This is a genomic window from Bacillus sp. JAS24-2, assembly GCF_008274905.1.
Lineage (GTDB): Bacteria > Bacillota > Bacilli > Bacillales > Bacillaceae_G > Bacillus_A > Bacillus_A cereus.
Map to the genome: position 1 here is coordinate 3,284,145 of NZ_CP031068.1, position 25,899 is coordinate 3,310,043.

Here is a 25,899-nt window from a genome sequence, read left to right on the forward strand (position 1 = left end):
TTGCTTTTTACCAGCATTATTACTTCTACCTTTTCCCATATGTAATGCACCTCCCCTCCCCCTTACTATTCCCAATAAAAAAATTCTCTTGCATCCAAGAGAATTTTAAATTGGGTTCTTATTGATAATACCTAAGTACTTCCAACACTGCCATTCCATAAAAGATGGATCCAATGTTAAATTATTTAATGCTAAAACAAATATTACATTTTCATATTTAACTGGATAATCAATTAATAATCCTAATGTATTTCCTGAATCTGCGACAATTATGATTCCCTTTTCTAACACGTCATCTATAACTTCTTTTAATTATTCTTACCTAGCATATAATATTTTCCTACACATTGAGATTGCATGTTGTATAAGGAAGCCCTTCTTCTTTCCATGCAAGAAATCCTCCCTTTAAATTCACTACTTCCTTTATACCAGCTCTTTGTAAAATACTAGCTGCTATAGCGGAACGTAATCCGGTTCGACATTGCAAAACTATTGGAAAATCTTTCGGTATATAATCTAGTTGTTCAAATAGATTACCTAAAGTGATATGTATTGCATCATGAAGGTGTCCTTCCTCCCACTCTTTTTTACTACGCACATCGATAACCTTAACGCTTCCACCTTTTATATGCGGATATAATTCAATCGATGTTTTTTCTTTGTAACTTTCAAATCTATCAAGTCTTTGTATTACTTTTAAGGGTGCAAAAGCAATAATATTATCTAACCCAATAGATTCAAATTCTCTAATAACTGCCTCTACTTTAACTTTTTCCTCATCTAGAATTATTAAAGTTTCTTTTTTATAATCTAATAACCATCCACACCAAGTTGTGAAAGAATTGTTATAAGGTATGTTAATTGACTTCTCGATATGACCTGCAGCAAAACTCTCTACATCCCTTATATCAACTATTTGATAAACGCTCTTCAAAATTTCTTGAAGTTCTTCTACTGTATTAATAGCAGTACTTTTTCTCTTCTTACGAATTGGCGGACCATACTTATTTAAATTCTTCATTAATGAAAAATACTTTGGAGGCTCTGGCTGTCCCGTCAATAAAGTCGATATAAAATCACTTTCTTCATTACACCGAAATGCCCAATTGAACATCTTTTCATAACCTAATGTAGAAGTTGGAATTGCTCCTAATGCTTTTCCACATGCGCTTCCCGCACCATGTGATGGCCATATTTGTAAATAATCAGGAAGTATTTTTATTTTTTGTATAGAATTAAATAATTGTTTCGCTCCTATTTTTGCAGTATCCTTAATACCGACTGCAGTTTCTAATAAATCCGGTCTTCCTATATCTCCTACAAATATAAAATCACCTGTGAATATTCCTATCGGTTTATCATTCGTATAATTATTTTGACTTGTATCAGTTACTAAAAAAGAAATACTTTCAGGCGTATGCCCTGGGGTGTGTATTACATTAAATTTTATATGACCTACTTTAAACTCCGTGCCCTCTCTAACCAATTTGTATCGACCTTCGTTAAGATATTGATATTTCCAATCACAATCTCCTTCATCGGATACATATAAATTTGCATGGTAAAGAGTAGAAAGTTCTCTAGACCCAGAAAGAAAATCAGCATGAATATGAGTCTCAGCCGCAGCAATTACTTCCATCCCCTCTTTCTTAGCAAACTCTATATATTGTTCTATATAGCGACTGGGATCAATAACGATTGCTACGCCTTCTTTCTGACAACCGACTAAATAGGAAGCATGTGCTAATTTTTCATCATAAAAATATTTTAAAAGCATAGCTATTCCCTCCAATTAGTTATTTCAAATTGATTTTCAATTTTTGTAACCATTTTTTATCTTCTCCTATAGAATCCCTTTCAACATTAAATTCCAATACATATATGGCAACATATATCTTTTAAGTAAAAACATACTATACCTTTCTTTCGCTTGATTAAATGGAAACGTTTCTTGTGGCTCATGTTCATAGTTAAATTCAGCGAGTATAAGACTTTTATATCCTGTAACAATCGGACATGATGTATATCCATCATATTTAGCCTGTAAATCTCTTCCGCTAAGTACATCCATAATATTTTGTTTTAAGACGGGTATTTGTTTTCGAATTGCTGCTCCAGTTTTAGAGGTAGGTAAATTGGTACAATCTCCAAGTCCAAAAATATTTTTATATTGCACATGCTGCAAAGTATAAGGGCTTATATCTACCCATCCCTGATGATCACTTATCTCACTCTCTTTAATAAAATTAGGTGGCCCCATTGGTGGAACAACATGTATCATACTATATGGTACGGTTTCTCTTTTTAGTGTTTGCGTATCTTCAAAAATTGCCTCTCTCTTTTCGGCGATAATTTCCACTAAATTTTTATTATAATTCGTTATAATTTGCTTTCTTTCTAGTACTTGTTCTAAAGTATTTGCATATCGTGGAACCTGAAATATGTTATTGTTTGCAGAATAAAACATTACTTCACTTCTGTTTCTTACACCACTATTACAAAAATACTCCTCTGCTAAGTACATAATTTTTTGTGGAGCACCACCGCATTTAATAGGAGTATTAGGGTGGGTAAAAAGCGCATTTCCTCCTTTAAATTTTTCGATTTCTCTCCAAGTAGAATCAACAGATGTATAAGAATAATTGCTACATACCCCATTAGTGCCAATAGACTCTTTTAAGCCTTTAATACTGTCCCAATTTATTTGTATACCAGCTGCTACAATAAGAATTTCATACTCAAGTAGCAGTCCGTCATCTAAAAGTATCTTATTTTCAGATGGAAATAACTTAACAACACTTTTAGGGATCCACGTTGCCCCTTTTGGAATAAGCGATTCCTGATTACGCATCGTACTTTCCTTTGAAACAATTCCTCCCCCCACTAAACTCCATAGTGGCTGAAAGTAATGTTTTTTTGATGGATCAATAATTGCTATACTTTCTTTAAATAGGGGTACATTTCGTAATAAATGTGCAGTAGAAGATAGTCCTGCTGTCCCAGCACCAATTACAATAATTTTATAACTATCTCTGGTCTTCATTATCCTCTTCCTATCTAAAATTGATTTTTAAATTAACTAATTAGTAGCCATTTTTTCATCGTAGTAACATTATTATAAGTTAAAAACATCATAGTTTTATCTGATTTAAATGAAAATTTTGTTAATTTTACCATTAACATTACTATATGCGTGAATCCCCTATGTTACTTCCATATTTTAGTTTTAATATTAAAACTAAATATTGTTATATAAAATAATACATTAAAATACTTTTCATGAATCCGGATAAGTAATGTTTAAAAAACAACAATTTTACTACAGTAATCAAGAACAGTTTTCTAAATTAAGTTACTGCAGAAAATATAACTCTGGCGCAATATCCCTACCAGCTTTCATTCCAATAATAACTCCATGATATAACGTCAAAGATGAAATCCCTCAACTTAGGTATTTGACTTTTTAAATTTATACAAATGTCTTAGCTCTATGTACTTTGATATATAGGTCCACATCAATATGTTATTGCATCATATACTGAACAGATAATTTAAATTACTTTTATAAAGGATGATGAGGATGAACCTAGAAGATATACAAAAATCCTATGGCGTAATTGTAAGTTTAGGAGGATTGTGTCAAGTCACCAACCAAATCAAAAGACACAATTTAAGAACATTTTCTGGACCTTTAGATTGGTTTTATTATCCATCACTTTCAGATGTAAACAGATTACTTCAAAATCGATTTAAAAAATTCATGAAGTTGGAAAATATGGTTATAGAAGGTTCCGAAAGTTACGGTCTTATTGAATCAGAATTTGATAATCAAATTAAATGGGCAGAACGAATTACCTACTGTATAAAGGACACTTATTATAATTGTTTTTCAATGCATGATTTTCCTATTAATTCAGAAAAGGATTTGAAATCAACCTATCCTTCTTTTAAAGCTAAATTAGACACTAGAATTAATCGATTCCTTGAAAAAATAAATAGTAGTGAATCCATTTTATTCATTAGAATTTGGGGAAATCGAGATGAAGCGGTTGAATTGCAAAACGTATTATCTAAAATTACAAATAAGGATTTTAATATCCTTATTGTTAATTTCAAGGAGGGTATATCTAATATTGTTGAACAAAATTGGGGAATATCGAGGGTTTGTTCAATTGAACTCCCACGTTATCAGGATAGATGGGAAGGTGATGATTCCGATTGGGATGTTATTTTAAACAAAATAACATTAACTTAATAATTTTCTTCTTACTTTTAACATGATTTGGCCCGTAAAATCAAATAGGTGTAGAGAAATAAAATTCCTGTCTAATTGATACACACTTAATTAACAAAACGTTCATATAATAATTCGTAAGTCCTTCTTTATTGAATAAATAGTTCTTTACAAAATTAGTTCCATCACTAGAGCACCTTTATGCGGTGCTCTTTTTTGAATTTATAAAATGTAAAAATAGTTGTTCCATTTTCCTTCAAATGACTAATTCCCTTTGTTATTCTTCTGTTGATTTCTGTATAATCATTTATGCGATCAGCATATTCTGCTTATGTAGTGCATTCACGACTACTTACTTCCATACTTTATCTTATATTTTGTCTTCTTGGATATTTCATTATAAGCTTCTTCAATTCCCTTGATTTCCTTCCCCTTCTTTTATCTTAAGAACAAGCAATTTCTTTCATTAATATTAAATAAACTAAAGCATAGATTTTAAAAGAACCTAATTTACATATAATTAATGATAAACTACAATGTGTATTCTCCACGTTTAATCAGCATCTGAATTATAAATCTAACATATTTTTTTTAGTTGATTGTCATTATGGTACAACCGTGTATACATTTACCAAACAAACTACATAGTTTAAATTAGTAAAATATATAGAGAGGAAGGAAATAAATCTATGAAAGTCATAATTTTGTGTGGCGGAAAAGGGCTTCGGATGCAAGGAATTTTAGAGGACATTCCCAAACCATTAGTTCGAGTTCAAGGAAAGCCTCTCCTCTTGCATATAATGAATTGGTATAGAAAATATGGACATTCTGATTTCATTTTGCCCTTAGGATATAAAGGTGAGAAAATTAAGGAATATTTTATGGACTTTAGCTGGAAAGAGAATGACTTTAGTTTGAATTTTAAAACCAGTCAATATACGCTACTTCAGAAATTAGAAAATTGGAATATACACTTTATAGATACAGGAATTGATACAATGACCGGGGCAAGACTAAAAAAACTTGAATCCTTTGTACAGGGTGAAACCTTTTTATTAACTTATGGTGACGGATTAGCCAATATAGATATTGATCAACTAATAGCATTCCATAAAGAAAAAGGAAAAATTGCTACATTAACTGGAATTAAAAAAAATAGTCAATACGGCCTATTGGCGGTCGAAGATGGAATTGCTATTGATTTTAAAGAAAAACCATTACTTGATGAAGTAATTAATGGCGGTTTTTTTGTATTTAACAAAGAAATATTCGATTATTTAAGTAATAATGATGATTGTGTTCTAGAAGAAGATCCTCTTCGAAATTTAATAAAAGACAATGAGCTCGCAGTCTATGAACACAATGACTTTTGGGCTAGTGTCGATACACCTAAAGATTTAAAAACTGTAAATGAAAGTTGGAATCCAAATAAATTTTAGTGGAGAGGACTGAATAAGCATTGAACTCTAATGATAAAAAAATAAGTTTACCTCGATTGTATATCCCCTCTAATGAGAAAATAGTTAACCCACTTTCAACAGGAATTAAAGCTTCAAATCTCTCCAAAAAAAATACTCAAAAAAGAATTGATCCCCAATTCTATAATCAACAACATGATCTAAATAATCATTTCTGCGTCATTGTAGGTAGTGAGTATGTCTTGAAAATTATTGCTTTACAGCAATCATTAATGCAGTACTCAGAAAAATTCACATTGTGGATTTGTTGTATAGATCCTTTTGCATATTCACTATTAAAAGAAATGAGTTTAATTAATGTAAACCTTTTACAAGTTGAAGAATTGGAAGATCGTGAATTAAAAGCAATTAAGAGAAAAAGAAAAGTAAATGAATATTGTTGGACTTTAAAATCTGTCTTGATAGAATATTTATTGGTCAATTATGATTTACCATCTATTCTATATTGTGATGGTGATTTATGCTTTTTCTCTGACCCTAATATTATTTTTGAGGAATGGGGTGACCATTCTATTTTCCTAACCCCCCAAAGAGATCGTGATTGGGTAGAAAAAATGTATGGAAAATATCAGGCTGGTCTAATTGGATTTAAGAATGATCTCTATGGACTAAAAAGTGTAAGATGGTGGAAAAATAAATGTATAGATTGGTGCAGTGCCGAGGCTGAGGAGGGAAAATTTGGCGACCAAAAGTATTTAGATTATATCCCTATATATTTTCCAAAAGTAAAAATTTCAAATAACTTAGGTATAAATGCTGCGCCTTGGAACTGTATATATAATAACGATTACAAAATTGACAAGACTAAAAACGATATATTTATTGAAAACGACAAACTAGTTGTTTACCATTTTGCATGTATTACTATCTTTACTGAAAATGATTTTGATCTTTGGTCTTTGGGAGAAATTTCAATACCCAATAATATATTAAACCATATTTACACTCCGTATTTAGAGAGAATTCAATTTGTTTTAAAGCAATTAAAGGATAAATTCAATAAAGATACTAAACAATTTTTAAGTAAAAAAGATATAAATAAAGCTCAAACTTTATATAAAGATTCACAATTAAGAAGAAAAATGAATCAATCCAATCATTTTATGAACTTTTCCATGATTATAAGTAAAGAGCGATTAATCCAAGGATTGACCTCTTATTATTCCTTAGAAAATTTCAACGCTAAATTTACTGTATGGATTTGTTGTATGGATGATTTAACGTATCAAATATTAGAAAAATTAAAATTAAAGCACGCCATACTAATTCCGGTAAAGGATATTGAAAATCATGAACTCCTCAGTATAAAAAATGATAGAAGTTTACAAGAATATTGTTGGACATTAAAAGCACCCCTATGTCTACATGTCCTTAGTCTTTATCCGGAAGTTGATCACATTATATATTGTGATGCTGATATGTATTTCTTTACAGCACCTAATATCATTCTTGATGAATGGTGGAAATACTCTGTATTCCTTTGCCCTCAAAGAAGCTCTACTGAAATTGAAAGCATACACGGTATATACCAAGCTGGTTTAGTAGGCTTCAAAAACGATCAAAATAGTAAAGAAATTTTAACATGGTGGAAAGATAAATGCCTAGAATATTGCAATAATCAATATGATGTTGAAATGAATAGATGGGGTGACCAAAAATATTTAAATCACATTCCTAACATCTTTTCTAATATAAAAATCATGACTCATAAAGGTATTGATGCAGCACCTTGGAATGTCATTTTAAATAGCAGTTCTATATCCAAAACAGATAATAAAGTTTTTATTGATCAAGATGAATTAATAGCTTTTCATTTTGGAAGTATGCAAATTATTAATCCAAATGAGTTCGATTTATGGAAACAAGAAACTTTAGAATTACCTCCAGCAGTTTTAGATTATATATACATTCCTTATATTGAACAATTGAACAAGACATGTCATACCCTTCATAATACTTTTCAAAAATCTCCCTCCTCTTTATTTGCTGACCAAATTGATACAACAACAATAAAAAATTATTTTAAATACCCCTCCCCTCATCACAATTAAGACTGATACTTTCCTTATTTAAAAATAAATCTATTTATTTCAGCAACTAAAAATACATCTTAATAAAGGATAGATTATCACTATGATTGCTTCATTTAAAAATAAAACTTTCCTTATTACTGGTGGATACGGTTTTATTGGTTCTCACTTGGCACGAAGACTTTTAAATTTACAAGCAAAAATTGTTCTTTTCATAAGAACACCATCAAACTCTTGGAGACTAAAGGATATTCTAAAATATATTGAAACCTATGAAATAGATATACGAGATAAAAAACAAGTACAAGATGCAATAAAGAAAATTAATCCCGATTATATCTTTCACCTGGCAGCCTATGGTGTAAATTCTGCCCATACAGATTACATCCATGCTATAGAAACAAATGTTATAGGGACTTGTAACATTATTCAAGCAGCAAAATTGGTGAATTGTAAAAAAATCATCAATTTTGGGAGTAGTTCTGAATACGGTAACAAGATGGAACCTATTCATGAAAATATGTTACTAACTCCTGTGGACATCTATGGAAGTACCAAAGCTGCTGCTACTATACTCGCCCATCAAATTGCTAGCGAAAACAATATTAATCTTATAACATTAAGACCTTTTGGCATATTCGGAGAAGGCGAAGAGCCGCATAAAATTTTTAGCTATATAATCTTGCGAGTATTACAAAACAAAGATGTAAATTTAACTTTATGTAATCAATTAAGAGATTATTGTTATATAGAAAATGTAATAGATGCCTGTATCCTAGCAGTAGAAAATACTACTGTACAAAATGAAATCTTTAATATTGGGAGCGGCACTATTCACCCCTTGAAACATTATGTAGAATTATTATTCAAACATTTGAAAACCAATTCCAGACCAAATTACGGTGCAATTTCCTCTAGAACAAATGAAAGATGGGTTCCTGAAGCGGATGTGCAAAAAATAAAAAACTCTCTTTCCTGGGAACCTAGAATTAATATTGAAGAAGGAATTATAAAAACTGTTAATTGGTATAAAAATAATAAACATTTATACCTAACTCCCTAAAAATAGGGTACTAAAGGAGGTGGACTAATTGTTAAACCAAAACTTTAATAATGCTTTTTACGGAAAAAGAATTTTAATTACTGGACATACTGGTTTTAAAGGTTCTTGGTTATCCCTATGGTTGAATGAATTAGGTGCTGCTGTAATCGGATATTCATTAGATCCTAAAAATAAAAATGATAACTTTAACATTACTAACCTTCAAAATAATATAATTGATATTCGTGGAGACATTAGAGATTTTAATAAATTAAATAAGGTTTTTACAGATTATAAACCTGAAATTGTATTCCATTTAGCTGCCCAACCTCTAGTTAAGTATTCATATGAATATCCTAGAGAAACATACGAGGTAAACGTTGTAGGAACTATGAATGTACTAGAGGCAATTCGATTACATGAATCAGCTAAAATAGGAATTATGGTGACAAGTGACAAGTGCTATGAAAATAAAGAATGGCCTTGGGGTTATCGTGAAATTGACCCTATGGGCGGCCATGACATATATAGCTCAAGCAAAGGATGCTGCGAACTTTTAATTTCTTCCTATCGTAATTCTTACTTTTCAGAAGAAAAATTTTCTCAACACAAGAAAATAATTGCAAGTGTTCGAGCTGGTAATGTAATTGGTGGTGGTGATTGGTCAATAGATAGAATTATTCCCGATTGTATACGAGCATTAGAATCAAACAAAAAGATTATTATTAGAAATCCTACTGCTATTAGACCCTGGCAACATGTACTAGAACCTTTAAGCGGGTATTTACTCCTTACAGAAAAAATTATAAATAATGGTATCCTTTTTTCAGGAGCATGGAACTTCGGGCCATCCCTAAGCAATATTGTTTCAGTAGAAAAATTAGTGACCAGTTTACTAGATATTTGGGGCTGCGGGGATTGGACAGCAGAAAATATAGGTCCAATAAATTTTCATGAAGCAAATTTACTAAACCTTGACATTAGCAAAGCAAAATTCAATCTTAATTGGCAGCCAAAATGGTCCCTACAACAGACTTTAGAAAATACAATAGAATGGTATAAACATTATAATTCTTACACCAGTTCTGAGATGAGAAATCTATGCATTAGCCAAATCAAACAATATTGCATGCTTTGAACTACTCCCACTTACCCATACTTGCTGTGAGTTCCTTATGGAGGGAGTCTTCTTGGTTAAAATAATAAAAGATACATTAATTTTTATAGTCTAAATTATAAACCTACTATACCTAAAATTATGTGATTGTCCATTAACAAAAATTTTATTTCTTCGGTTATTTCAAATCAACTATTGACATTATATTGAAGAATAAAGGAATCACGTATTTTTCTAGTGATTCCCTTGTTCTGAGAAAATAATGTCTTGCTTTAACGACAATACAGTATATGTGATTATTAATTTATTTGTTCTAGTTATGAAAAAATCTATTCCTGTCAAAAGAGCTTTCTTCAAAGAAAAACTTCCTTTTTTCTACTTATCCTACTCGAAAAGTAAATAATGTTATTTTTCAGATAATTACATCTACTATTTATAGAATTACACTGAGCTTTAACAAGTTTATGCTTATATATTGATTCTCTTATTTATTGTCACCAATGTTGATGAATTTATGCATAGCTTATTCTATACACAAATAGCTTTTTGAATTATCTTTTCAGAATAAATAAAGGAGACTTTCTCTTTTATGCACTTTCCCCTTACCAGTCTTAAATTTCCCTTTAATCAACAATAAGAACAAATCTTCAATATAGTACATCTTCTTTGAACTACCCCCACTTTCACTTCGTTTAGAAGTGAGGGATTCCTAAGTAAAGAGTTCTATCGAACTCTAATTGATTAGGCTAACCCTGCAGTCCTTGCGGTTAGAAGCCTTATCGCTTCACTCTTTAGATTGATACTTGCGTTAATATCCCTATCATGGTGTGTACGACAAGAAGGACAGTCCCATTCACGTAGGTTTAGATTTTTAACGTCTTTATTTTGATATCCACAATATCTACCAGAAGGGTTCTGTCTAACTGTAGCATTTACAATACGCCCCTCTACTTCGCGACTTTTGGCAAATCGAACAAGGCCTAGTTTCGGCAACTTTATTTTGTTCCCTACAACGGCAATGTTTTCATTTGTTTGTTTTGTGGTATAAGATTGTACGTTGTTCTTCTTAGATTTAAAGCGCGGTGCGCTGTTTTGTTTTTTGAAAAAGCGCGTATAAGCATCCGCAAGGTTGCGAACAGACGACTGAATCGCAATACTATCCACTTCTTTTAGCCAAACAAGCTCTTTCTTCATGGCAGGTAGTTTGGCAGAGCATATACCATAGGTCAAGCCTTTTCCTGTCTCTTTGTATGCGCGTGATCCCATAAGGATAAAAAATGATTGAATACAAAGCGAGAACACCCAATCGTTTTGTTGATTAGAATTGCTTGTGCTTGATTTGGATAGATACGAAACTTATAGGCTTTATTAATCATTATTTGATTCACCTCCATTTCGGTATATGACTATTACACACCAAACATACATTCGATAGATAGTAGAGTAATACTTTCTATATGCCGAACAATTAAGATGGCTTCCTGCCATCTCTTGTTCGAGGCCAATTCATCTCCCACCTACTCACTGGACTGTGACCCTTCACGCCCCTTGAGGAAGGAGTCTTCTTGGCTAAAATGATAAAATAAAACAAAACCATACGTAAGATAATTTTACTATTACAAATAATGACATAGTCTGTTTCACCTTTTACATTATCTAAAAAAGAACTTGTAGGAATTCTTACAAGTTCTTTTTTATTTCCTTTATTCTCTTCTTATTTACATACGCAAGATTTATACATTTGGTGGTGATACATACTATATTTATCCGATAAAACAATCTAAAAATTAATACATAATTGATCGTTTTAAGAAAAAGAAATTTTATAAATCTTCAATCACAGTTTCTTAGTTCACCTAATAGAACGTATAAAGACTCATATCATCTTTTGATTATTTTTGGATGTTTTATTCTACGTATATTCGACACGAATTGATTGTTTTTTATGAATTTTCTTGAAAAATATTGTAATATCACTCCATTTTTTCTTCTATTTTGTTATGATGTTTATAATTAAATTGGATTAGGATTTTTTTAGAAAATGGGGGCGTATATTATGAGTGTCTCAGTAAAAGGAAATGAGCAATTAACCTCTCTATTGAACGACTGGTATCGATCTATGCTATCTCAGCAAGTTATAAAAGCTACTAATCTAAAAAAGAAAATTGATGAAAAAATTAATAAGTTAAGCATTGAACCGAATCAAGAGCATCAGGATCAAAATTTGTTACTATACTATTCACTACTCGAATTTCGTTACAAGGTCTTAACAGATAGCCTTGGTATTCAACAAAATAGTTTTGATACTATTAGCGATTATGATATGCCTACAGATCAATTTCTACAATTCTATTATCATTTTTTCAAATCCATTCATTCCACTTTTATATCAAATTATACTGAGGCAGAGGAACATTATAAACTAGCAGAAAAAATATTGGTAGCTATACCAGATGAAATTGAACACGCCGAATTTTACTATAGAATTGCTACTTTCTATCACCATACCTATAACAATCTCGCTTCTATCGAATACGCAAATAAATCGAGAGCAATCTTTTCAAAGTACGAAGGTTATGAAGTAAAAACAGCCTTTTGTAATAGTTTGCTAGGTGGTTGCTGCATCTATTTAAAACAGTACGAACAAGCAGAAGAATATCTACATTGTGCAATTGATTTACTACAAAAAAATAGGGAAGAAGATTCCTTGTTATACGTAAAAAATACTATGGGGTGGCTGTATTCTGATCAAAGTATGTCTACTTTAGCTATTCGTCACCTTTCAGAAGTAACAGAGAAAATCCCTACACACTTCAAGGCCATCTTCCTACAAGCTAAGGAACATTATAAGTTAGGAGAACACTCAACGGCCAGCCAACTCATTGATAAGGGACTACAGATTTGCAGAGAGATTCATAACGAAGAATATACACACCACTTCTCTATTTTAAAAAAATTAAATGAAAATATTCCATTGGAAGAATTAGAAAAAATCATTCAAGAAGGAATCTTATACTTTGAGGAAGAAGAATTATGGGAATATGTTGTCGAATACGCCGAATTATTTGCCACAAAATGTAGACAATTAGAGAACCACCAAAAAGTAAGTGACTATTTCCATATTTGTTATCAAGCAAGACAAAAATCAATCGCAAAAGGAGTGTTAAAATAATGAAAAAAATTAGCTTATTATTATCAAGCATTGCTTTTATTGGGGTATTAACGGTGGGAATTTTTCAGTTTTCTAAAACAGATCAGCTTGCTACTCATGGGCATTATCCTGCTCCTTCATATAGTGTTGGCGATTATGGTGGTGCACCACCACAAATTTAATGTAAATGTATTTAAAAACCCTCCAAATGGAGGGTTTTTAAATGGCTTATCTGCCTGTTCAATACGCATAGAGAGTACATATTATACTTATTTACTATGTTATAAGATTTTTCATTTCCACTCTGTAACAAGATTCTAGCATTCTCTCCTAGAATCTCAACTTAAATCTTAAATCCACCAATTAACTCTTGAAGTTCTTCCGCCATCTGTGCTAATTGTATTGCTGAAGAATTTATCTCTTCCATAGAAGCATGTTGTTCCTCAGATGAACCAGCTATCGTTTGCATACTTGAAGAATTTTCTTTTACAGCCATAGCTATTTGATCAATCGATGTATCGACTTTCATTGCATCAGTAGTCATTGTATTAGATAGTTCCACCATATCATGCACTTTTGACACAATATCATTTGCAGATTTTGAAATCTCATAAAAACTTTGTTTTGTATCGTTAGCAACTTTAATTCCCGACTGTACTTCTACGCCTACTTCATTCATAGCTTTTACAGTCTCATGTACGTCTGCTTGTATTTCCTTAATTAAACTTCCAATTTCCATTGAAGATCCGGATGATTGCTCCGCCAACTTTCTAACTTCATCGGCAACAATTGCAAACCCTCTCCCCTGTTCCCCAGCTCTAGCTGCTTCAATCGCTGCATTTAATGCTAATAAATTTGTTTGTTCCGCAATATTTTGAATCGCTTCTAATATACTGCCAATTTGCTGTGATTTCTTATCTAATAATTTTATGACATTATCGGATTGAGAAACAGAGTGATGGATAGACTGCATTTGTGTTACAGTTTGTTCTACTAATTGTTCACCTTCATTGGCTTTTTGTTTAGTGTATATGGATGAAGCCGATACTTCAGAAGCATTCTCAGCTACGTATTGAATATTTCGTGTTACCTCACCAATTAATTCAGCTCCAGACTCAACTTCATTATTTTGAACCTCTGCACTGTTCGAGATTTCTTCCATCTCTTTTGTAATTTGTTCTGTCGCAACACTTGCTTGCTCTACACTAGCAGTTAGTTCCTCAGAAGACGCAGCTACATGTCCTGCAGATGTGTTAATTTGAGAAATAATATTACGTAACGACTCTGCCATTGTATTGAAACTACCACCTAATTGACCAAGTTCATCCTTTGAACGAATATCTATTTTCTCGGTTAAATCTCCTTGACTAATTCTTTGAGCTGAAATGACTAATTGTCTTAGTGGAGTAATTATAGATTTGAGTATGAATAGAATTACAATTCCACCTAACAATAATGAAGCACCTATTATAGTGAGCGTTTTATAAAAAATAGGATTGGTAGCTTCTTCAATTTCTTTCGTAGGCATTACGCCAGCTATTTTCCAACCTGTTTTTTTATTTGTCTTAAAGCTTATGTTTCGATCTTCACCATTGAGGCTATAAGTAATTACTCCATCTTCTGTCTTGTACAATTCATCCACTAAAGTTTTATCTAATTTCTCTCCAGGTTTTAGTGATGGATGAACAACTATAGTTTTATCTTGACTAACTATAGATACAAATCCTTGCTTCCCAATTTTTATCATTTTGGATGTTTTTACGATATCTTTAATATTCAAATCTACGCCAATGACACCACTTTTATCTGCATTCTGCTTTGCAATTGCAATTACCATATTTCCTGTAGACTTTGATTTATATGGAGATGAAACAATAATCTCTCCATCTGCTTTTACTGCATCCTTGTACCAACTGCTTTCTAGCGGATTAAACCCTTCTGGTATTTTTCCAACAGGTGCATGAATAAATTGATTGTTACTGGATGCCGTATAAATCGTTTCTATCTCTGGATGTAACTGTATATATTGATTAAATTTATTCTGTACATTTTGCGATTGTTCAGGATTATAATCCCCTTGTGTGAGTACCTTTGCAAAATGAGTGATATCTGTATGCTTATTTTCTAATTCATCATCAACAATCTTATCTAAAATACTTATATTATCTTTTGCTGATTGTAGAATTGTTTCATTAAGATCTGTTTTTGCTTTATTATAAGATGATACTCCTACGATAAGGCTTGGTATAATTAATATTGCTATAAATGCCATAGACAACTTCGTTTTAAGCTTTATTTGCCCCAATCTTTCTTTTATATTAAACACTAGCTACTTCTCCTTTTCATTTTTACTACTTATATAGTTTATTTAAATTTTTCTCCTTTACTTTTCCACATTCATTTATGGTACCATTCGAAATGAAACCACAATTACATCCTATTATCCGCACTTTATAATTTAGAGATTTAATTTTCACAGACAGAGTTTTATCTGCTCTCCTTTCGAATATGTTATTTTTCTAGATTCAGCAATTATTAGACTACGAATTATTCCAAATAAACTTGATGCAACATATACTTCATTTAAAAAATAATTATTGGATTTGTTTGGATAAAAATCTAGTTTAGTGCTAATCCAATCGGATGAAATTCTTACCATATTACATTCACTAAACATAAATAAGTAAATTTATTTCTTTTAATACTTATATTTAACTGCCTTTTAACCATTCTAACTGTATTATTTCATCGTTTTATCTATTTATTACAACCACTTTTGTATTATTGAATCACTAAACTATAAATTCTAAATAGGAGAATAAAATAAATTAGAGAATTACATTGTAACACATATATATAAGTTGTTAATATTAAAATTTAAAACTTTACTATTTTTCATATGCAATATTACATGCGAAAAGCCATAATTTTTTTGTTATACTATGCATGTGGATTTTTCATCCAAAATCCACCCAAACGCATATTTATGTATATGCCACCCTAATTGATGAAAGTGAGAAGAGTGTTTATCATTTTTCTCACTTTTTTATTTAGGCTCTGTTAATATTGATTATTGATAAAAAGTATAAAATAAGGGAAGACACCTTAGAGTTGGTGCTTCCCTTATTTGTTGATTATTCAAATCTAAAATAGGTATTTTCTAAACCTATTCTTTGCTTTAATGTTCTGCCCAAAGCATAATTATTTGGTAATTCTTTTTCAATGACACAAATAATATAACCTGCTTTTCCTGTTGTTAAATTAGTTAGTTGTAAGTAGTTAGTGTTGTCGTAGATATAAGAAATAATATATTCATAGAAATTATTTTCTTTATCTTCTCTATTCATACCAACATTGTACAACCTAACTCTTGTTCCTATCCAAATTTCCTCATCAACATTACTTAAAGGCATCCATTTCGAGTTATCCAATATTTCACCCTTTTCTTAATTCATTCGTTTATACACGAATGTTGCTAGACACAAACTATCATAAGCATCCGTCATTTCATTGATTAGACGACCACCGACAGAGAAAAAAGACTCAACATAGCTTTTTACCCATTGAAACACTTGCTCTTTTAGTTATTTTTACATTTTGAATCTACGAAAATGAATTCCCTTATAAAAACTCTAACAGAGAATCTTCCTTCCAAATTTCACCTAGGGAATTATTTGTTTTCCAAAAAACCTACCAACATCTTTATCAACTCATTTTAGAATATTTAAACAATAATTCCATATACATTACCTGCATAAATTATTCATTTTCTTTTATATAAGACCTACCTTTTTACTTTTGATAGATTATTAGACATTGGATTATTATACATAAATTCCAAAAACATGCGGTATTTTGTAGAATTTTGTCTATCAATATGTATGTACACCCTTTTGTAGTGGATATAGACTGTGAGGTGTAAGGAGATACCTTACAAAATAATAAAAAGGAGATTATAGAATGAGTAGATTAACAAAATTCTCAAAGTTAGTATTTGCAACTTTAATCGCGGGAAGTAGTCTAAGCACCTTTGTTTCGTCACACAGTGTACAAGCTGACACCTTAGATCCTAATTACCAAGACAATATAAAATTCATACCACCTTCTAGTGCTAGGCCAAAATTGGAACAAAAAAACACTATTGTTCCAGAAGCAAAAGTTGTTAAAAACCATTATGTAAAGTACTCTAAAGCACATTTCCAAACTAAAGAAAGTATACCAAAAGAGATTTATTATTCTTCAGAAGGCTTTAAGGGCTATATACAGGCAAGTACCGTTTGGGATATGGGAGATCATTTCGCAACACTATATTCCGGAACCGTTATTCGATGTTAGACTTTTAATCCATTCTCCCCTAATGCTTAAAATGGTTAATAACTCACTGCCAATACTGTAATATCTATTGTTCATAAAATAAACCACAAAATCTTTCGATTTCATGGTTTATCAAATATAAAGATAATGCTAAACGAATACTCTAACATTACCTTCCCCAAAGTTAATTATAGAGTATTTTCAAAAAAAAGACACTCTTGTAGTGTCTTTTTTATAGTATTTTAAAAAGAATTCCACCTACTAACACCTTTTTGTTGCGCCAATTCGTTTATTTCAATATGATACTTTTCCATCTCGTATATGCAATAGACAATGATAGCTAAACTCCAACTGACACTATAATAATTATGTGTGTAGAAGTCATAGCCCGCTTTAATACCTTTCTCTATTACAACTAATGTAAATCCTAAAGCCACCCATCTGTTAATTTTCATCTTTATAAACGTTAAAGAGATAATTATTAAAAATAAAATATTTGTAAGATGATTTATCATTAGCTCATATTTTTGAATGTATACCGCCATTATACAAGCAACGATATTAGTCGCAATGCCAAAGGCAATCACCGCTCCCCAAACCCTGTCCGAAAGTCCCACTCCTGAGTCAGTCCCTTCCTAAACAAATATCCCTTTCTTTAATTCGTTCCTACACCCTATTCAAGATATGCTAAATTATCCTTGTCTGATGAATATCTATTTATCTTTTCATATAGAGCAAACAAAATTTCTACTCATAATTTTTTCTTTATTAGACAAACTATGTCTAAGCCGTTTGAACTAGCGGCTTCACTCTTCTGGTAATGAGATAGCACAATTTATTGAATTGACTAACTCATTCAATCCACTGGCACCGGCAGGCAACAAAATAGTTGTCTGCCATTTTCATGTATACTTTTTCTAATTTCATTACAAACCAAATGTGTGCTGTACTGATTTCAAAAGGACAGCATTTCATTTTTAAAAATGTAAAAAAGATAAGATCCTGTCTACTTTTGGTATAGGACTTTTTCTTTTCACACATACTATTTTTGAACCTGTTTACCGATACGTGTCCTAATGGTGTCTTGAATTCCTCCTAAAAAGGGCTGCAGATACGACTGCATGCCCTTTTATTTACGTTGCTTCTCTATATTGAATAAAATAATTAAAAACTAAAAATATAATATTACATATTATTTCTGTTCAGATTATGTTAGGATTTACTTCGTAGTCGAATTATAGTTTCGTATCTAATTCAGCAATATGTGAACTGTTTACCTAAAGAAAAGACAACCAAAAGGTGTCTTTTCTTCTTTTAATCTAAAAAACATTTCTCCTATTTAGTAAGATCCAATTAGCCCTCTAACCTAAGCCTCATATTTAAAGGTAATTTAATCATACACTCAAGAATTTTCATCTATTTCAATATACTTATAACTTAATTTCCAATCACATTTCCAGCACTATATTTGCTTTCTTACAGAATTTCTGTCTTGTTCTTAATTCTGTCAAAATCCTCATGTAGCTATACAAAGAATATATGCTACTATGATATTAAGAAACTATGCGTTCCCTTAACCCTGTACCCGGCCCTGTATTTATTACAGGGTCTTTGTTTATTTTATTTACTTTTATTGGCTTATAAAGGTTAATACACAACCAATTTCAATTAAAATCGTTTAAATGTTAGTTAGAATTTGAAATAATATATCTATTAACTTTTTTAACAAATGAAATCTAATATTAAATTTCTAAATCTATACTGTACTATACACCAGTTAACACTATATAAATAGTATTAACTATCTTAATTGAATATTAGTAATAGTAAGTATAAACATTATCAATTTACTATATCTTACATTTATGTAAAAATAGATGTATGTTAAGCTTATTCAAAATCTTTCCCCTAATAAAGATTTGAAGTAGCATTTCATGATTCTCCTTACTGTTAATATGCCTTGAAAAAGAACCCTATAGGGTTCTTTTTCTTTTCATTATAACCTCAGTAAGTCCTTATTTAACATGCAAAAGGACTGCTAATTACTTGCAGCCCTTTTACATGTTAATATACACTTGTATTAAATACTTAATACTTTCTTGTATTAGGCGTTTATACAAACTAAACATGCCATTATTATTTAGATATATAACACTTCAAAGTTTAGAAGTATACAATAACAAATCTTTCCCAACTTCCAGCTACATAACTAGTAGCTGTTAATTCTCTACCACCATTTGCTGATATATATCTACCATTACTTAGTGCTTGTAATACATATATCCTATTGTCTCCACCATTATATAAGATAAACTTTTCCCATGCACCAATTGATGTACGATCTGCTACTACTCTACCATTTGACTCAAACAAAACATACTTCCCATTACTTTTAGTTTTTAAAGCGTACGTATATAATTCCCCAGTCGGAATTAATTCGAATTTCTCCCATTCATTAACTGCATTACGATTTGCTATTATATTTCCCGAAGGCTCAGCCGAAACATATTGTAAATTTGCTGCCTGTATAGCAACTGTCCAACTTCCATTTTACTTTAAAGGTTTAAACAATTGTGACCACATTTGTTTAAATCTCCACAATTTTTTCTAAGCTATTCTCTAAAAATCTTATTTTTCGTTGTAAATAAACCTGATTGGTACTCTTTATGCAAAAGAAAAGATGGAACCTTTAATTCAACTCCACCTTTTTTCGAAATAAAAAGCATCTAATTCTATTTGAATTAGATGCTTATATTTAGTCCTTAAACCTAATATTCTAAACTATTTACGCGTTTGTAAATCTTTTTTTATTACATCCCAGAGTGAATTATCTTGACGCATCGGTTTACCCTCTTCATCCCATTTTATTTTTTCTGTTCCCAATTCATAATTCATCCCTGTCCATGTGTCTTCACGGAATGCATAGAATGATTTATGCCATCCTTTTTGGTTAAAGATAGAAATAAGATCTTGCATGTATTGGGTAGCACCTGGAACAGTACGGTTAATTCCAAACTCCTCTGCAATAATTCGATTAGATGGTACATGATTTTTCTTAGACCATTGTTGAATTGGCTTCAAAAACTTCTCTAATCCCTGTCTATTCCACATTACAGGTTTCTCTAAATCCCCTACTTTTACTAATCCTGGATATTGATATTCCTTGTTTTGTTTTTCACCTTGGCTCGTTAATTCATATGGTTCATACATATGAAATGCGTATAGTGTTTTTTTATCCTCTACTGGTTTTAAATATTTAAAGGCCCATGGAGTAGCATATAAACCTGAATCTAAAATAATCGGTGTTTCTTTGTCCACTTCACGAATGGAGTTAATCACCTTTTCATAAAATCTGTTTAAATCAGCTGTCGTTCCTTTTACTTTTGCATACCATTTCTCGTAATCTTCCGTCCAAAAATCATTATATCTATTATTTTTAGCTGTTTCTGGATGTGGTTCATTTATAATATTATAACCAACCACCGCGGGGTGATCTTTTAGTTCCAGAGCGAGGTCCTTCCAAAATTGACTTGCTTGTTCTTGATACTTCTCTTCTTCCCATATTCTGTCGTCATTCTTATTATTATTAAATTGGCGCCATCGATCACCAGGTAAGGATAATATTGTAAGAACGACTTTCATTCCTTGTGATTGTGCGGCATCTAAATCCGCCTTTAATTTTTCTAGATCTTCCTTTACTAATCCCCGATAGTTATCTGCATTACCTATCAGAAAATCCTTTCCAGAAGTATCTGGTTTATCCTCAAATAGAAAATCTTTATCTTTTGCCCATTTATCAGGTGCTAAACGTACATATTCAATATTAGCTTCTTTTGCACTTTTATAGTTTTCAGGTAATGACGTACTATTCATGAAATTAGTACCCTTTCTTTTCGAATCCCAAAAACTAATTTTTGAATCGCCCTTGTGGTATGTATCAGCTCTTACATTCATTTCCTGTACTCCAAAACTCATCATGCCTAATAACGCAACAATTGGCAAAACTTTTTTCACAACTTTTCCTTCTTTCTCTTTATATTTAACACACATAACATACCTTTGTTTTGTTACAGGAATATGGCAATTTTCCAAAAATACCTTTTAAATTTATACATTGGTAGTTCATTCATAAAAAAAGAAAGAGATAATTAGAACGTTGCTTCATTTTAAAAGAAACAAAAAAGGAATCCGTAAAGGATTCCTTTTTGCAATGCACTCTTTTTCAAATGGTACATTTTGCACCTACTTTTAGTATAACTTATAATTCCCATAAAATAAATAAGATTAACTGAAATTCACTTCAAATTGTGATAAAAAACATAATTAAGAAGCGCAGATAACTAAATATCATCCCTTTATTAAATAAAAAAGATTAAATAATTCCCCCTCCAAACTAGGACCCCTTTACACTTTTTACAAATATTGTTATAATTAGATAAACTAAAGCATTATCCCATTAACAAAGGGACTCCATAATTGGAGTCCTTTTGTTAATTAGCTATTAAAAATGATAGCATGTGATTATTGTATAATTTCTTCCTTTTTTAGATCTGCATATTCTTCTACGAAATCCCATAAACCTTGCTTTTCGAAGTAAGAAATACTTTTTTCACTTCTTCTAAGAGTTTAATTGCTTCATCTTCATTAAGAGAACGTAAAATATTGAAATGATATACATACTCTTCATTTCCTAATTCCATACAAACTGCTAATCCTTTTTCAATAAGTTCTTTTACAATATTTGTTTTTCTTAGCTTATAGTGTTCACGCGCTTGTAAGAACACTGCTTTAAAATGGGCAATATTCTTCTCTGTGACTTCTGATAAATGACGAATTGCTAATTTAGATAAATTTTGAGTTGCATATAATAGTCCTAGATTATGCCTTACTATTAAAATCAATTTTTCTTCATTATGTTTTTGCAAAAGGTCAATGGAACGATTGAAATGTTCTTCCGCTTTTTCAAATTGCTTTAAGAATATACGAGCTGTCCCTAATGCGGTTTCACAAGAAGCAACTTTCACCTCATATCCCATTAGCCCTAAATACAAGGAATATAGATACTTATTTTACTTTCAAAGGCTGAAACCTTGCTGCATAACTACTGAAAATAAAGTGAAAAGACGTTCAAATCCATATGGATAGATCGTCTTTTCACTTTATTTCATACATATACTGATTTTTCACTTATTCATTTTGTATTGTACTTAAAAAACCAATAAATTCATCTTCATTTACAGGTTTACTGTAGTAATAGCCCTGAATTAGATAACATGCATTACGTTGTAACACTGTTAATTGTTCCTTCGTTTCTACCCCTTCTGCTATCACTTTCATGTTTAAAGTATGAGCAAGTGAAATAATGGTTTGTATAATTTCATCTCCATCAGTAGAAGTTCCAATCCTATTAACAAATTCTCTTGGAATTTTCAAAGTATCAATTGGATAAAGAGGCAGATACGCTAATGAAGAATAACCTGTACCAAAATCGTCAATTGATAAATGTACACCATATGATTTTAATGCTTTTAACTTCGATAAGGTTTCCTTTTCATCTACCATTGCTATTCGCTCTGTTAATTCCAAATCAATCGAATTAGCAGGTACTCCTATCTCTTCTATGGTAGATATAATGGTTTGAACAAAATCTTTCTGTTCAAACTCTATAGCTGATAAATTTATCCCCATCTTTAGATTTGAAAAGCCCGCAGAATGCCATTCTTTCAGTTGTTGACACGCTTTCTGTAACGTCCACTTCCCAATTGAAATAATCTGCGCCGTTTCTTCTGCGATAGGTATAAACTCAAAAGGAGAAATCAGTCCAAGCTCTGGATGTTGCCAACGTATTAAAGCCTCTGCACCAATAACCTTACCTGCCTTACTATCAATTTGTGGTTGATACAATAAAAACAACTCATTATTTTCAATTGCATTTGGTAAATCCTGTTCTAATCGTAATCGACGAGTTACTTTTTGAGATAATGTCTCGTCATACATACAAACAGCATTGTTACCTTTTTCCTTTGCGCTATACATAGCGATATCAGCGTGTTGTAAAAGTGTAGTAGTATTTATTCCTCCAAATGGATACACTGCTATTCCTATACTAAGAGATAAGTAAAAACTATGCTGATTTACTACAAATGGTTCTTCAGTTATACGAAATAGAGTTTTACACAAATCCAATAGCTGTTGCTCTGTTTGGTTATGGACAATGATCGCAAACTCATCACCACCTATTCTTGCTAGAGGAATAGTCGGTGACAGACATGTCCTAAAACGTTTGGCAACTTCTTTTAAAACCTTGTCACCAATCGAATGACCCAATGTATCATTAATAGTCTTAAAGCGATTTAAATCAATATACAGGAGCCCAAACTTATCCTGTGTTTTTTGTGCACGCTTAATAGATCTATCTAATTCTTGTTGGAAGAATATACGATTTCCAATCTCCGTCACCGTATCATGGAATGCAAGGTAATTTATCTCTTCCTGTTGTTGTTTCATCCTTGTTATGTCTTTTACCATTACATAGCTCCCAAAGGTTTGTCTTTCTATCATAATAGGAACTATAGTGACATACCAAAAGAGTATATCTTTCTCATTGTTATTTTTCACACGTAACTGTAGTGAAGATGAACTACATCGTTTCCCTTTCTTTATAGCTGCTTCCAATTCAGATTTATCTTCATCTAAAAAAATAGAGAAGCACTCTTTCCCTATCAATGCAGCACTTTCTTTTCCTAATAACATACTTCCAGCCTGGTTTATATTTAATACGATACCGTTTGAATCAATCGTTAAAATAGGATCCGGATGATACTCATATAATGACTTAAATCTCTCTTGATTTTTTACTAAATCATTAGATTTATTTATTAAATCCCTTGTTCTTTGAGATACTGTTTGTTCTAATTGATTATTAAACACTTTTAATGTTTTAGTTAACTCTTTGTTTTGCATTCGTACGATTGTATGACGAATCAGTACAAATACAAAAGCAATACAATTTCCCGTAATTAATGTAGCTGAAGAAGTTTGCTCTTTCAAAGTAAAGCCAATTAAGACTGCAACTGCAAGATAAGGGAATATACCAAGAAGTTTCTCTCCAAATGTCGGATTAATAATAAAATAATTTCTTTTAGAAGAAGTATTCTTTGGGATTGTAGCAGCAATAGCGATAAATAATAGGAAAACTCTATACAAACACCTTAAAAATATAACTGAACGCTCTGACAAATCACCTTGTAAGTAAAAATACAAATAGTCCGTAATAGCCAATCCAGTTAATACTAGGATAAAAATAAACAATTTACTTTTTGCATTGAAAATAGCAGGTCGAAAGATCAGTGTAACTCCAAGTAATAGAAGCAATAAATCTATAATCGGAAAAATAAATGAGAGAAAAACATCTCCAATTGATAAGAATAAAATATTTGCAGATGGTTTATTAAATAGGTACCACTCTAATGTAAAAATAGCAGTAACAACAATGCATAAATCACAAAGTAAATACGCTTTCTCCCATTTGTTACATTCCATCATAATTTTATAAAAGAACGCAAAAAGAAAGAAGAATAAGAAAAACAGTAGAAATACATCAGAAATATTAAAATTTTGTATTGGTAATTCTACATTAAGTACTTGAAAAGCGGATATGAAATTTCCTATCAAAAAACACCCTATTGCAATAGTAATGCAAACCCAGAATACTCCTAACTTAATTTTTTGGGATAATATAGAATACAGTAATGAGATAAATACAGTAGTTTCAACGACTAAAGATGATAGTCGGATATTAAAATCTGATACGAAATAATGATTCGGAAAAACAAATAAAAATATAAAGCAAAAGCTTATATAAGTTATTAAAGCCAATATCAATACATAAAATTGCACATATACATGTTTACGCAATGGATTCACCTTCTTGATTTTTCTATACTTTTATTAAAAAATGGCTTGATGGTGGCACAAGTCCTACTAATTAAAATGTGTGCTATCTATTATCCATATTATGACCTTTTTAAAAGATTTCTTTCTACACACAACAATCTTATTAACTTTTTGTAGATGTTTACAATTATCAATACTGAGGATTCTAAAAAGGATAAGCTGAAAAATGTAATTTTTTAAGTATTTGAGCATCGTAAATTTGGCGGGTACAACTTATCTACTCTTTACATATGAGATAGAATCTACTCCTCTATTGGATTATAGTTGCTATCTGTCACACTTAAAAAGGAATGAAAATATACTATCATTAAAATAGAAATTCAAATTAGTTTACGAAACCAACTGTAACTATTATAGTTACACAAAAAGTTGATGTCAATTTCATATCCTCCCTTTTTAACGGACAAAAGACATGACCTATTGAACAAAAATGTGATGTTTATAAAAAGGGCGGTAAAGTTTTATCTCCTTACTCAAAGAATTATAAATGATTTAGAATTAGATGAAATTGAAGCCAATATTGCATCTCCCTAAAAAGAATGTTACTCTAAAAATAGAATTATGAAAGGAATGATGG

16 protein-coding genes and 2 pseudogenes are annotated in these 25,899 nt (G+C 31.1%); 8 read left to right on the top strand and 10 right to left on the bottom strand.

Annotated features, from left to right (window positions below):
* Positions 1-340: 340 nt before the first annotated feature.
* Together DN407_RS17010 and DN407_RS17015 are read right to left on the bottom strand one after the other, a co-directional pair.
* Entirely contained in the window at positions 341-1,777 is a 1,437-nt protein-coding gene (locus tag DN407_RS17010; RefSeq protein WP_061655028.1) for an MBL fold metallo-hydrolase, read from the bottom strand.
* A 66-nt stretch (positions 1,778-1,843) separates the two neighbouring features.
* Positions 1,844-3,043 (bottom strand): FAD/NAD(P)-binding oxidoreductase, encoded by a 1,200-nt coding sequence (locus DN407_RS17015; protein WP_000857304.1) that lies wholly within the window; start codon positions 3,041-3,043, stop codon positions 1,844-1,846.
* A gap of 537 nt (positions 3,044-3,580) precedes the next feature.
* On the opposite strand from DN407_RS17015, the gene DN407_RS17020 reads away from it, so the two are divergent.
* From DN407_RS17020 to rfbG, 5 genes are all read left to right on the top strand, one after another.
* The gene (locus tag DN407_RS17020) at positions 3,581-4,255 is read left to right on the top strand and encodes a papain-like cysteine peptidase (protein ID WP_001047153.1); all 675 of its coding nucleotides are present in this window, start codon (positions 3,581-3,583) and stop codon (positions 4,253-4,255) included.
* Between the two features lie 668 nt (positions 4,256-4,923).
* A complete protein-coding gene (locus DN407_RS17025; protein WP_000864432.1) occupies positions 4,924-5,673 on the top strand; it encodes a sugar phosphate nucleotidyltransferase in 750 nt (249 codons plus the stop codon).
* Positions 5,674-5,693: 20 nt separating this feature from the next.
* On the top strand, positions 5,694-7,763 hold the full coding sequence (locus tag DN407_RS17030; RefSeq protein ID WP_001087521.1) for a hypothetical protein: 2,070 nt from the start codon (positions 5,694-5,696) through the stop codon (positions 7,761-7,763).
* An 82-nt stretch (positions 7,764-7,845) separates the two neighbouring features.
* Entirely contained in the window at positions 7,846-8,805 is a 960-nt protein-coding gene (locus tag DN407_RS17035) for an NAD-dependent epimerase/dehydratase family protein (RefSeq protein ID WP_000561952.1), read from the top strand.
* A 28-nt stretch (positions 8,806-8,833) separates the two neighbouring features.
* Positions 8,834-9,922, top strand: coding sequence for a CDP-glucose 4,6-dehydratase (rfbG, locus tag DN407_RS17040; RefSeq protein ID WP_000934338.1), 1,089 nt, complete (start codon positions 8,834-8,836; stop codon positions 9,920-9,922).
* A 720-nt stretch (positions 9,923-10,642) separates the two neighbouring features.
* Here rfbG and DN407_RS17045 read toward each other — a convergent pair.
* A pseudogene (locus DN407_RS17045) lies at positions 10,643-11,277 on the bottom strand (RNA-guided endonuclease TnpB family protein).
* Between the two features lie 680 nt (positions 11,278-11,957).
* On the opposite strand from DN407_RS17045, the gene DN407_RS17050 reads away from it, so the two are divergent.
* Together DN407_RS17050 and DN407_RS31675 are read left to right on the top strand one after the other, a co-directional pair.
* Complete coding sequence (locus DN407_RS17050) at positions 11,958-13,073, top strand: Rap family tetratricopeptide repeat protein (RefSeq protein WP_149216510.1); 1,116 nt, start codon at positions 11,958-11,960, stop codon at positions 13,071-13,073.
* Positions 13,073-13,234, top strand: a complete 162-nt coding sequence (locus DN407_RS31675) for a hypothetical protein (RefSeq protein ID WP_000724116.1) — start codon at positions 13,073-13,075, stop codon at positions 13,232-13,234. Before DN407_RS17050 ends, DN407_RS31675 begins: the two co-directional genes overlap by 1 nt.
* Positions 13,235-13,395: 161 nt before the next feature.
* Here the strand turns inward: DN407_RS31675 and DN407_RS17055 are convergent, their stop codons facing one another.
* Positions 13,396-15,378, bottom strand: coding sequence for a methyl-accepting chemotaxis protein (locus tag DN407_RS17055; protein ID WP_142334979.1), 1,983 nt, complete (start codon positions 15,376-15,378; stop codon positions 13,396-13,398).
* Between the two features lie 808 nt (positions 15,379-16,186).
* On the bottom strand, positions 16,187-16,465 hold the full coding sequence (locus tag DN407_RS17065; protein WP_149216763.1) for a hypothetical protein: 279 nt from the start codon (positions 16,463-16,465) through the stop codon (positions 16,187-16,189).
* A gap of 547 nt (positions 16,466-17,012) precedes the next feature.
* On the opposite strand from DN407_RS17065, the gene DN407_RS17070 reads away from it, so the two are divergent.
* The gene (locus DN407_RS17070) at positions 17,013-17,387 is read left to right on the top strand and encodes a hypothetical protein (protein WP_000088957.1); all 375 of its coding nucleotides are present in this window, start codon (positions 17,013-17,015) and stop codon (positions 17,385-17,387) included.
* Positions 17,388-17,608: 221 nt separating this feature from the next.
* On the opposite strand, the gene DN407_RS17075 is transcribed toward DN407_RS17070, so the two are convergent.
* The 5 genes and pseudogenes from DN407_RS17075 to DN407_RS17095 form a co-directional block, all read right to left on the bottom strand.
* Entirely contained in the window at positions 17,609-17,983 is a 375-nt protein-coding gene (locus DN407_RS17075) for a hypothetical protein (RefSeq protein ID WP_149216511.1), read from the bottom strand.
* A gap of 1,546 nt (positions 17,984-19,529) precedes the next feature.
* Positions 19,530-19,916 (bottom strand): annotated as a pseudogene (locus tag DN407_RS17080) (fascin domain-containing protein); the annotation flags it as partial.
* A 231-nt stretch (positions 19,917-20,147) separates the two neighbouring features.
* The gene (locus DN407_RS17085) at positions 20,148-21,416 is read right to left on the bottom strand and encodes a glycoside hydrolase family 5 protein (protein ID WP_149216512.1); all 1,269 of its coding nucleotides are present in this window, start codon (positions 21,414-21,416) and stop codon (positions 20,148-20,150) included.
* A gap of 512 nt (positions 21,417-21,928) precedes the next feature.
* Entirely contained in the window at positions 21,929-22,402 is a 474-nt protein-coding gene (locus DN407_RS17090) for a tetratricopeptide repeat protein (RefSeq protein ID WP_002026151.1), read from the bottom strand.
* A 151-nt stretch (positions 22,403-22,553) separates the two neighbouring features.
* Entirely contained in the window at positions 22,554-25,283 is a 2,730-nt protein-coding gene (locus tag DN407_RS17095) for a sensor domain-containing protein (protein ID WP_002103434.1), read from the bottom strand.
* Between the last annotated feature and the right edge of the window lie 616 nt (positions 25,284-25,899).

What these genes read in the sequence shown, in the direction of transcription:
- DN407_RS17010 (WP_061655028.1), bottom strand. Translation starts at nt 1,777, where the DNA reads ATGCTTTTAAAATATTTTTATGATGAAAAATTAGCACATGCTTCCTAT.
- DN407_RS17015 (WP_000857304.1), bottom strand. Translation starts at nt 3,043, where the DNA reads ATGAAGACCAGAGATAGTTATAAAATTATTGTAATTGGTGCTGGGACA.
- DN407_RS17020 (WP_001047153.1), top strand. Translation starts at nt 3,581, where the DNA reads ATGAACCTAGAAGATATACAAAAATCCTATGGCGTAATTGTAAGTTTA.
- DN407_RS17025 (WP_000864432.1), top strand. Translation starts at nt 4,924, where the DNA reads ATGAAAGTCATAATTTTGTGTGGCGGAAAAGGGCTTCGGATGCAAGGA.
- DN407_RS17035 (WP_000561952.1), top strand. Translation starts at nt 7,846, where the DNA reads ATGATTGCTTCATTTAAAAATAAAACTTTCCTTATTACTGGTGGATAC.
- DN407_RS17050 (WP_149216510.1), top strand. Translation starts at nt 11,958, where the DNA reads ATGAGTGTCTCAGTAAAAGGAAATGAGCAATTAACCTCTCTATTGAAC.
- DN407_RS31675 (WP_000724116.1), top strand. Translation starts at nt 13,073, where the DNA reads ATGAAAAAAATTAGCTTATTATTATCAAGCATTGCTTTTATTGGGGTA.
- DN407_RS17065 (WP_149216763.1), bottom strand. Translation starts at nt 16,465, where the DNA reads ATGCCTTTAAGTAATGTTGATGAGGAAATTTGGATAGGAACAAGAGTT.
- DN407_RS17070 (WP_000088957.1), top strand. Translation starts at nt 17,013, where the DNA reads ATGAGTAGATTAACAAAATTCTCAAAGTTAGTATTTGCAACTTTAATC.
- DN407_RS17085 (WP_149216512.1), bottom strand. Translation starts at nt 21,416, where the DNA reads ATGTGTGTTAAATATAAAGAGAAAGAAGGAAAAGTTGTGAAAAAAGTT.
- DN407_RS17090 (WP_002026151.1), bottom strand. Translation starts at nt 22,402, where the DNA reads ATGGGATATGAGGTGAAAGTTGCTTCTTGTGAAACCGCATTAGGGACA.